The following is a 9,330-nucleotide window of genomic DNA, read 5'->3' as shown; positions in this document are numbered from 1 at the left end:
AGCCGCCTCAACAGATCGTGTGCCCTGTGAAGACGCCTTCGCTATCCGAGTTCCGCCGCATCGTCGTCAAGGTTGGCTCCAGCCTGCTGGTCGACCGGGCACGCGGCCGGCTTCGCCATGCCTGGCTCGCGGCACTGGCGGAAGATCTCGCCGAGCTCCACCAGCGCGGCGCCGACGTGCTCGTCGTCTCCTCCGGCGCGATCGCGCTGGGGCGCACCGTGCTCAATCTGCCGTCGGGCCCGCTGCGGCTGGAGGAGAGCCAGGCCGCGGCCGCCGTCGGCCAGATCGCGCTTGCCCGCAACTGGGCCGAGGCGCTGGCGGCGCATGGCCTCACGGCCGGCCAGATCCTGCTGACCCTGGCCGACACCGAGGAGCGCCGACGCTATCTCAATGCGCGCGCGACGCTCGGCCGCCTGCTCGACCTGCGCGCCATCCCGGTGATCAACGAAAACGACACGGTCGCCACCGCCGAGATCCGCTATGGCGACAACGACCGGCTCGCCGCCCGCGTCGCGACGATGGCCGGTGCGGACCTTCTGGTGCTCTTCTCGGACATCGACGGACTCTATACGGCGCCGCCGGCGAGGGACCCGAGCGCCCGGCACATTCCGGTCGTCGAAAAGATCACGCCCGAGATCGACGCCATGGCCGGCGGTGCGGCCTCCGAGCTCTCGCGCGGCGGCATGCGCACCAAGATCGAAGCCGGCAAGATCGCCGCGGCCGGCGGCACCCACATGCTCATCGCCGACGGGCGCGCCAAGAACCCGCTCGCAAGCGTGGCCGCCGGCGGCCGCTGCACGTGGTTCCTCTCCGGCTCGACGCCGGCCACCGCGCGCAAGACCTGGATCGCCGGCACGCTGGAGCCGCGTGGCACGCTGCATGTCGATGCCGGCGCGGCCCGCGCGCTGCGCGGCGGGGCGAGCCTGCTGCCGGTCGGAGTCAGCCGCATCGAGGGCGAGTTCGCCCGCGGCGACGCCGTACTGATCCGCGATCCCGAAGGACAGCTGCTCGGGCGCGGCCTCGTCGCCTATGACGCAGGCGAGGCAGCGCTCGTCCTCGGCAAAGCCTCGCGCGATCTCGAGGCCGTCCTCGGCTATCCCGGGCGCGCCGAGATGATCCACCGGGACGACATGGCGCTCGGGCTGGGCTAAGCTTTCCTCCGGACTGGCGTTGCCAGCGGTTGTTTTGGGCTGAATGAGATGACGGGCGACAGCGCATTGCGCATCATCGCGACGCACGAGACCGGAAACGTCGGGCTCGTCATGCAGGAGCTCGGCCGCAAGGCCCGGGCCGCCGCGCGCAAGGTCGCCCTGAGTCCGGCCCCGCAACGCAACGCCGCACTGGTCGCCATGGCGGATGCGCTGCGCGCCCGGACGTCCCGCATCCTCGCCGCAAACGCGCAGGACCTCGCCGACGGCAAGGCAGCGGGCCTGAGCGGCTCCTTCATCGACCGCCTCGCCCTCGACGAGAAGCGCCTCGCCGCCATCGCCGATGCGGTCGCCGAGGTCGCCGACCTGCCCGATCCGCTCGGACGCGTGCTGGCGGAATGGACCCGGCCGAACGGATTGCGCTTCGAGCGCGTCGCCACCCCGCTCGGCGTCATCGCCGTGATCTTCGAGAGCCGGCCCAACGTCACCGCCGATGCCGGCGCGCTCTGCCTGAAGAGCGGCAATGCCGCGATCCTGCGCGCGGGCTCCGATTCCTTCCGCTCCTCGACCGAGATCGCGGCAGCCATGCGCGAGGGGCTGGAAGCGGCCGGCCTGCCGGGCGACGCGATCCAGCTCGTGCCGACGCGCGACCGCGCCGCTGTCGGCGAGATCCTCGCGGGCCTCGGCGGCAATGTCGACGTCGTCGTGCCGCGCGGCGGCAAAAGCCTCGTCGCCCGCGTCCAGAGCGAGGCGCGCGTGCCGGTCTTCGCCCATCTCGACGGCAACTGCCATGTCTATATCGACCGCAAGGCCGATCTCGCCATGGCGCGCGACATCCTGCTCAACGCGAAGCTGCGGCGCACCGGCGTCTGCGGCGCGGCCGAAACGTTGCTCGTCGACGCGGCCTGCGCGGAGACCCATCTCGCCCCCCTCGTCGGCGCCCTGCTCGATGCCGGCTGCGCGGTCCGTGGCGACGACGCCGTCCTGGGCGCCGACTCGCGCGCGACGCCCGCGAGTGAAGAAGACTGGTCGACCGAGTATCTCGACATGATCATCGCCGCGAAGGTGGTGCCGGGCCTCGACGCCGCGATCGAGCATATCGAGCGCTACGGCTCGCATCACACCGACGCGATCGTCACCTCGGATGAAGCCGCCGCGGCGCGGTTCCTCGCGGAGGTCGATTCCGCGATCGTCGTCCACAACGCCTCGACGCAGTTCGCCGATGGCGGCGAATTCGGCTTCGGCGCCGAGATCGGCATCGCCACCGGCCGCATGCATGCGCGCGGACCCGTCGGCGTCGAGCAGCTCTGCTCGTTCAAGTACCGCGTCCATGGCGCGGGCCAGATCCGCCCCTGAACCCTGCAGCACGGATGACGAGCGAGCCTCTGCGCCTGCCACCCCATGCACCGGGCCTGTGCATCGGCCTGTTCGGCGGCAGCTTCAACCCGGCGCATGATGGCCATCGCCTCGCAAGTCTGACGGCTCTGCGCCGCTTGCAGCTCGACCGCATCTGGTGGCTGGTCACTCCCGGCAATCCGCTGAAGGACAATGCGAGACTGCCGCCGCTCGGCGAGCGGCTCCGGCAGGCGCGCAAGGTCGCGGGCCATGCCCGCATCAACGTCACCGGCATCGAGGCGACGCTGCGCACCCGCTACACGGCCGACACGCTGCGCGCGCTGAAGCGGCGTTGCCCGGGCGTCAACTTCGTCTGGATCATGGGCTCCGACAATCTCGCCGGGTTCCACCGCTGGGCCGAGTGGCGCACGATCGCCCGGATGATGCCGATCGCCATCATCGACCGGCCGGGCTCGACCCACAGCGCCATGGCCTCGCCGGCCGCCAACTGGCTGTCGCGCTGGCGCATCCCCGAGAACCAGGCCGCGGTGCTGCCGCGCACCAACCCGCCAGCCTGGGTCTTTCTGCACGGCAAGCGCTCGACTTTATCCTCTACCATGCTGCGCCAGCAGGCCGGTCGCGATTGAATTCCGCGGCTTCCCGGCTTATTTTGGCGTGGTCGCGCCAAGAGCGCATCGTGATCGAGAGGATACGTCACTGACCCGTCAAAACCTTGGTGAAGCCGAGCCGAAGCCGCTTCCCCAGGCCGCTATCGCGGACAATCCCTCCGCCGCTAGCATCGCCCTTGCGCAGCGTGTCCTCGAAGACATGAAGGCCGAGGACATCACGGTGATCGACCTCGTCGGCAAGACATCGCTGGCCGACGCGATGATCATCGCCTCGGGTAACGTCAACCGCCATGTCGCCGCTATCTCGGATGCCCTGATCGAAGCCCTGAAGGCGTCCGGACTCCCCGCGCCCAACGTCGAGGGCATGCCTGCTTGCGACTGGGTGCTGATCGATACCGGCGACATCATTGTTCACGTCTTCCGGCCCGAAGTGCGCCAGTTCTATAATCTCGAGAAGATGTGGGGCACCGATCGGCCGAACGAACGCCTCGACAGCTGACGTCGTTTCCGGATGCGGCTCGCTGTCATCGCCGTCGGCCGGCTCAAGGACGGGCCGGAACGCGAGCTCTGCGAGCGCTATCGTGAGCGCGGAGTCGCGTTGGGCCGCGGCATCGGACTGAGCGGCCCCGACATCGTCGAGATCGCCGAAAGCCGGGGCCGGCGCCCCGAGGAGCGCAAGCGCGAGGAAGCGCAGGCGATCCTCGCCAAGGCGCAGCCCGGCCTTCTGATCGCCCTCGACGAGCGCGGCCGCCAGCTCGGCAGCGAAGCCTTCGCCGGCCGCATCGCGGCGGCGCGGGATGCGGGAACCGGCCATGCGAGCCTGATCATCGGCGGCGCCGACGGGCTGAGCGAGGAGATCCGCGACAAGGCCGACATCACGCTGGCCTTCGGCGCGCTCACGATCCCGCACCAGATCGTGCGCGCGCTCGTGCTCGAACAACTCTATCGGGCGATGACGATCATCGCCGGGCACCCCTATCATCGCGCATGAGTTTCGCCGCGTCGCTGATTCGCACCGGGCTGCGCCGCCTGAGCCTCGCCGCCCTGCTGGCTGCGATGCTCCTTGCTCCGGCCATCGCACAGACAGGTGCGCCCGATCCGGAGGCCCTGGCCCGGGAGGCGATGCAGAAACTCGTCGAGAAGCAGGCGCGGGAGGCCGAGCTCAAGGCCATCGAGCAACGCCTGGACGGGAATGTCGAGGCGCGCGCCGCGCTGGAGAAGGAAATCGCCGGGATCCGCGCCGATCGCGCCGCGCTCAACAAGGCCCTGCTCGACACGACAGCGAAGACGCAGGCCGGCGAGGAGCGGCTGGGCGCTCTGGAGAAGCGCCTTGCGCTGCTGCAATCGAGCGAGACCGCGATCCGCCGCTCGCTCGACAGCCGGCGCGGCCTGATCGCCGAGGTGCTGGCCGCGCTCCAGCGCATCGGCCGACGCCCGCCGCCGGCCGTGCTGGTGCGCCCCGAAGACATCCTCGAAGCGGTGCGGGCCTCCATGCTGCTCGGCGCTGTCGTGCCCGACCTTCGTCAGGAGATCGAGATCCTCGCCACCGACCTCGGTGAACTGGTGCGGCTGCGCGACAACATCTCCGCGGAAAAGCTCAAGATCGGCACGGAGATGGAGCAACTCGCCGGCGAGCGCCAGCGCCTGGCCTCGTTGATCGACGCAAGGCGGGAGCGCGAGGCCAGCGCAGCGCGGGATGTCGATGCGCAAGCCACGCTCGGCAGGGAACTCGCCGGCCAGGCGCGTTCGATGCGCGACTTCGTCGAGAAGATCGAGAAGGAAATCTCGGTTGCCAACAAGGCTGCGGAAGCGGCACGCCAGGCGATCGAGCAGGAGACGCGCGAACAGCGCGACCGGATGACCGCCCTGGCGTTCCGGGACCCCGCGCGCCTTGCCCCGAAGATCGCCTTCTCCGACGCCCGGGGCATGCTCTCGCTGCCTGTCGCCGGTTCACGATTGCGTGGTTTTGGCGATCCGGACGGCGCAGGCGGCACGATTCGCGGAATGTCGCTGGAAACTCGCCCCAACGCCCTAGTTTCGGCGCCTTCTGACGCTTGGGTAGTTTACGCGGGGCCGTTCCGTTCGTTCGGGCAACTCTTGATCCTGAACGCTGGGGGTGGATACTACATCTTGCTAGCCGGCATGCAGCGCATCGATGTCGCGCTCAATCAGTTCGTACTGGCGGGCGAGCCGGTTGCGGCGATGGGCGAAACGTCGGAAGCTGCCGCGACGACAGTAGGGGTGGGAACCGGGCAGCCGGTTCTCTATATCGAATTCAGGAAAGACGGCGTCTCGATCGATCCGACGCCGTGGTGGACGAAATCGCAAGGCGAAAAGGTTCGCGGATGATGCGCAAGGTTTCCCTCGTTCTCGCCGGCGCCATCATGGGCGCGGGCCTGACCGGACTGGCCACACAGACCAGACTGCTCTCCTCGACCAGCGCCGTCGCCGCTTCGGCCGAGGTCTATCGCAGCCTGAACCTTTTCGGTGACATCTTCGAGAAGATCCGCACCGACTACGTCGACAAGCCGGACGAGCAGAAGCTGATCGAGGCCGCCATCAACGGCATGGTCTCCTCGCTCGATCCGCATTCCTCCTATCTCGACTCCAAAGCCTTCCGCGACATGGACACCGACATGCGCGGCCAGTTCGGCGGGCTCGGCATCGAGGTGACGATGGAGGACGGCGTCCTCAAGGTCGCCAAGCCGATTCGCGATACGCCCGCCTCCAAGGCCGGGATCCTCGCCAACGACATCATCCGGCAGATCGACGGCACCGAGGTGAAGGGCCTGTCCCTGACCCAGGCTGTCGAGAAGATGCGCGGGCTGATCAACACCCAGGTCACGCTCAAGATCGAGCGTCCGGGCAAGCCCGACCCGCTCGAATTCACCCTGACCCGCTCGACCATCGTCGTGCCCGCGGTCGAGGAGCGCGTCGAGGGCGATATCGGCTATATCCGCATCGGCACGTTCTCCGAGCAGACCTATGACGGCCTGCGCAAGGCGATCGAGAAACTCGGCAACGAGATCGGCCAGGACAAGCTCAAGGGCTACGTCATCGACCTCCGCAACAACCGCGGCGGCCGCCTCGACCAGTCCGTGCTGGTCTCCGACGCCTTCCTCGAGCGCGGCAAGATCGTCTCGACCCGCGGCCGCAACGCCGAGGAGACCCAGGTCTTCAACGCCAAGTCGGGCGACCTGACCAAGGGCAAGCCGGTCGTCGTGCTGATCAACGGCTCGTCGGCCTCGGCGGCGGAGATCGTCGCCGGCGCGTTGCAGGACCATAAGCGCGCCGTCGTCATGGGCACGCGCTCCTTCGGCAAGGGCTCGGTGCAGACCGTGATCCCGCTCGGCTCCAATGGCGGCCTGCGCCTGACCACGGCGCGCTACTACACGCCGTCGGGCAACTCGATCCAGGCCAAGGGCATCACGCCGGACATCGAGGTCCAGCAGGACATCCCGCAGGAGATCAAGGACAAGCTCGTCGAGAACAAGGGCGAGGCCGCGCTCAAGGGCCATCTCAAGGCCGGCGAGGGCGAGGAGCAGTCCGGCTCCGCATCCTATGTCCCGAACGATCCGGCGAAGGACACCCAGCTGATCGCAGCCTTCAACCAGCTGCGCGGGATCAAGAAGGACACCGCGCAGATCATCGAGAAGCCGGCCGAGAAGCCTGCCGCCGAGCCCGCTCCGGCACCGGCCACGCCGGAAGCGCCGTAGAACTGACCGCCGGCGCGGGAGCCTTCGGGCTCGACGCCGGGCCGCTTAGGCGACAAGACTAGCGCGCGGGCCACTGATTCGGGCCCGCGTCGCAACCTTGAGGACGGCTGACCTTGGCCGGAATGCCGCTGACGGAGCTCAATCGGCCGTTGGGCCAGGATCGGGCCGCGCCTTCCGGCAAGCCGTGGGCCCGTTGGCTCGCGACCGCGTGTGCAGGCTGCGTCGGAACCGCGATCCTCGGTCTCCTGCTGGTCGCCGCGCTGCGCAGCGACCCCGATGGCGGCGAACCGATGGCCTACGCCTCCATCGAGAAGCGCGCCGCCCCCGCCTCGCCGATTGCAGACAATCCGGGAGCGAATCCGACCTCCGCCGCCCATGGCCCGGCAAGCGCGGCCCAGCTCGAGAACAGCGCCGGCGTGACCGTCGTGCGGGCCGGCGAGGATGCCCCGGCTTCGATCGTCATCACCGTTCCAGACGAAGCCGGTGCGATCAGGCTCGCGCCGGCGCCCGACAACCGGCTGGTGGAGCGGAGCCGCTACGGCCTGCTGCCCAAGCTTGCTCCCGACGGGACGACACCGGCGAAGCTCTATGCCCGGCCGGCCGGGCCGGAGCCCGCGACCAAGCCGGCCGGGCGCATCGCACTGCTGGTCGGCGGCCTCGGCATCAGCCAGACCGGCACCGCCGACGCCATCGGCAAGCTGCCCGGACCGGTCTCGCTCGCCTTCGCACCCTATGGCACCGAGCTCGAACGCACCGTCCAGCGCGCGCGCGGCGAAGGTCACGAGGTCTTCCTGCAATTGCCGATGGAGCCCTTCGACTATCCCGACAACGACCCCGGCCCACATACGCTGCTGACCGGCCCGAAGGCTGCGGACAACATCGACAAGCTGCACTGGTCCCTGGGGCGCTTCACCGGCTATGTCGGCATCGTCAACTTCCTCGGCGGGCGGCTGACCTCCGACGAGAACGCGCTGTCGCCGCTCCTGCGCGAGTTTGCCGGCCGCGGCCTGATGGTGATCGACGACGGTTCCTCGCCGCGCAGCCTTCTCGCCGGCGCCGCGGGCCGCGCCCAGATTCCGGCCGTGAAGATCGACCGGGTCATCGATGGCGTCACGCGCGCCGAGGCCATAGACAAGGAACTGGCGGCGCTCGAGACCCTGGCGCGCGACCAGGGCGTCGTCGTCGCCGCCGCCAGCGCCCTGCCGGTCTCGATCGAGCGGATCAACCGCTGGGCGCAGTCGCTCGAAGCCAAGAAGATCGTGCTGGTCCCGGTCAGCTCCGCCCGCGGCTTCCGCAATCCCAAGACCACCGGATCAGTTTCCACCGGATCGCAGCGATGACCGAGACCGCCCCCGAAGGCTACCGCCCCTGCGTGGGGCTTGCGCTGTTCAATGCGGAGGGGCTGGTGTTCATCGGCCGCCGCGCCGACAAGACGAAGCGCGAGCACGTCGCGCCGGGCCATGCCTGGCAGATGCCGCAGGGCGGCATCGACGAGGGCGAGACGCCTCTGGACGCGGCCCGCCGCGAATTGGCGGAAGAGACCAGCGTCACCTCGGTCGAACTGCTCGGCGAGGCGCCGGGCTGGCTGGCCTACGACCTGCCTGTCGATATCGGCAAGGAGGCCTGGAAGGGCCGCTGGCGCGGCCAGGCGCAGAAATGGTTCGCCTTCCGCTTCACCGGCGCCGAGGACGAGATCAACATCCTCACGCCTGCCGGCGGCCACAAGGCCGAATTCGACGCCTGGCGCTGGACGCGGCTGGCCGAGACGCCGGACCTGATCATCCCGTTCAAACAGGACGTCTACAGGCAGGTCGCCCGGCATTTCGCGCCCTTCGCCACGGGCTGAGGCGCGCCCTCGACCGTCTCAGCCCATCGTGTAGACGATGCGACCGACCCAGTAGAACTGATACGTGATGTGCACGATCGCCAGTGCCAGCTGCACCGAGCGCCGCGCCGTCGTCGAGCCGACGAGGCACAGCGCCAGCCCGATCGGCACCTGCACGAGATAGTCGCCGCTGAGCTGGCTCCAGCGTTCGATGCCCTTGATCAGCGTGTCTACGATATCGAGCACGAAGGTCACCGCCAGCAGGCCGAAGAACCAGCGCCGCCGCTTGATGAAGAAGTCCTCGTAGCCGGCATATTCCGAGATGTTGTCCGGGAAGAGCAGCGCCGCCAGCAGATAGAGCACGACGGCATAGCCGATCAGGAACAGATAGATCCCGAAGCTCCAGGCGGGCATGCGCGAGAGCCCGAACTCCCACCACCAGAACAGAACGAGCTCCAGCAGGATCGAGCCGACCCAGAGCATGTGCAGCAGCGAGGCGCGATGCCGGCCGGGGTGCTGGATGAAGCCGGCGACGCCCGCGAGCATTCGCGTGATGCCGAGGCCGATGACCATGCCCATGACGATGCGGACATGGGTGAAGAGTTCATGCGGCGGGACGTTCTCCATGAGGACTGCTTAGAGCACCGCACGGGAAAGGGGAATCCGCGGGGGCCTGT

Annotated in this window: 10 protein-coding genes; 9 read left to right on the top strand and 1 reads right to left on the bottom strand. The window is 68.8% G+C overall.

Annotated elements, in window-relative coordinates; translation table 11 throughout:
* Nucleotides 1–26: 26 nt before the first annotated feature.
* The 9 genes from proB to ACIPIA_RS05465 all read left to right on the top strand — a co-directional run bounded on the left by proB (nt 27) and on the right by ACIPIA_RS05465 (nt 8,674).
* Nucleotides 27–1,151 carry a glutamate 5-kinase gene (gene proB, locus ACIPIA_RS05505; RefSeq protein ID WP_400507445.1) on the top strand — a complete coding sequence of 375 codons (1,125 nt, stop codon included), beginning with the start codon at nt 27–29 and terminating at the stop codon, nt 1,149–1,151.
* 111 nt (nt 1,152–1,262) lie between these two features.
* On the top strand, nt 1,263–2,504 hold the full coding sequence (locus ACIPIA_RS05500; RefSeq protein ID WP_400507443.1) for a glutamate-5-semialdehyde dehydrogenase: 1,242 nt from the start codon (nt 1,263–1,265) through the stop codon (nt 2,502–2,504).
* A gap of 14 nt (nt 2,505–2,518) precedes the next feature.
* A complete protein-coding gene (locus ACIPIA_RS05495; protein WP_400507439.1) occupies nt 2,519–3,130 on the top strand; it encodes a nicotinate-nucleotide adenylyltransferase in 612 nt (203 codons plus the stop codon).
* Between the two features lie 124 nt (nt 3,131–3,254).
* Complete coding sequence (gene rsfS, locus ACIPIA_RS05490; RefSeq protein WP_400507441.1) at nt 3,255–3,611, top strand: ribosome silencing factor; 357 nt, start codon at nt 3,255–3,257, stop codon at nt 3,609–3,611.
* Between the two features lie 12 nt (nt 3,612–3,623).
* On the top strand, nt 3,624–4,103 hold the full coding sequence (gene rlmH, locus ACIPIA_RS05485; protein WP_400507437.1) for a 23S rRNA (pseudouridine(1915)-N(3))-methyltransferase RlmH: 480 nt from the start codon (nt 3,624–3,626) through the stop codon (nt 4,101–4,103).
* On the top strand, nt 4,100–5,461 hold the full coding sequence (locus ACIPIA_RS05480) for a murein hydrolase activator EnvC family protein (protein ID WP_400507435.1): 1,362 nt from the start codon (nt 4,100–4,102) through the stop codon (nt 5,459–5,461). Before rlmH ends, ACIPIA_RS05480 begins: the two co-directional genes overlap by 4 nt.
* A complete protein-coding gene (locus tag ACIPIA_RS05475; protein ID WP_400507433.1) occupies nt 5,461–6,828 on the top strand; it encodes a S41 family peptidase in 1,368 nt (455 codons plus the stop codon). Before ACIPIA_RS05480 ends, ACIPIA_RS05475 begins: the two co-directional genes overlap by 1 nt.
* A gap of 290 nt (nt 6,829–7,118) precedes the next feature.
* On the top strand, nt 7,119–8,168 hold the full coding sequence (locus ACIPIA_RS05470; protein WP_400507432.1) for a divergent polysaccharide deacetylase family protein: 1,050 nt from the start codon (nt 7,119–7,121) through the stop codon (nt 8,166–8,168).
* Nucleotides 8,165–8,674 carry an RNA pyrophosphohydrolase gene (locus tag ACIPIA_RS05465; protein ID WP_400507430.1) on the top strand — a complete coding sequence of 170 codons (510 nt, stop codon included), beginning with the start codon at nt 8,165–8,167 and terminating at the stop codon, nt 8,672–8,674. Before ACIPIA_RS05470 ends, ACIPIA_RS05465 begins: the two co-directional genes overlap by 4 nt.
* A gap of 18 nt (nt 8,675–8,692) precedes the next feature.
* Here the strand turns inward: ACIPIA_RS05465 and ACIPIA_RS05460 are convergent, their stop codons facing one another.
* A complete protein-coding gene (locus ACIPIA_RS05460) occupies nt 8,693–9,280 on the bottom strand; it encodes a hypothetical protein (protein ID WP_400507428.1) in 588 nt (195 codons plus the stop codon).
* Nucleotides 9,281–9,330: the final 50 nt, after the last annotated feature.

Origin of the sequence: Allobosea sp. CER48 (assembly GCF_044752385.1) — a bacterium.
Classification (GTDB): Bacteria; Pseudomonadota; Alphaproteobacteria; order Rhizobiales; family Beijerinckiaceae; genus Allobosea.
This window is presented reverse-complemented; position numbering and strand designations above follow the sequence as displayed.

Coding starts and splice junctions, on each gene's coding strand:
- ACIPIA_RS05500 (WP_400507443.1), top strand. CDS start 1,263: ATGCAGGAGCTCGGCCGCAAGGCCCGGGCCGCCGCGCGCAAGGTCGCC.
- ACIPIA_RS05495 (WP_400507439.1), top strand. CDS start 2,519: ATGACGAGCGAGCCTCTGCGCCTGCCACCCCATGCACCGGGCCTGTGC.
- rlmH (WP_400507437.1), top strand. CDS start 3,624: ATGCGGCTCGCTGTCATCGCCGTCGGCCGGCTCAAGGACGGGCCGGAA.
- ACIPIA_RS05480 (WP_400507435.1), top strand. CDS start 4,100: ATGAGTTTCGCCGCGTCGCTGATTCGCACCGGGCTGCGCCGCCTGAGC.
- ACIPIA_RS05475 (WP_400507433.1), top strand. CDS start 5,461: ATGCGCAAGGTTTCCCTCGTTCTCGCCGGCGCCATCATGGGCGCGGGC.
- ACIPIA_RS05470 (WP_400507432.1), top strand. CDS start 7,119: ATGGCCTACGCCTCCATCGAGAAGCGCGCCGCCCCCGCCTCGCCGATT.
- ACIPIA_RS05465 (WP_400507430.1), top strand. CDS start 8,165: ATGACCGAGACCGCCCCCGAAGGCTACCGCCCCTGCGTGGGGCTTGCG.
- ACIPIA_RS05460 (WP_400507428.1), bottom strand. CDS start 9,280: ATGGAGAACGTCCCGCCGCATGAACTCTTCACCCATGTCCGCATCGTC.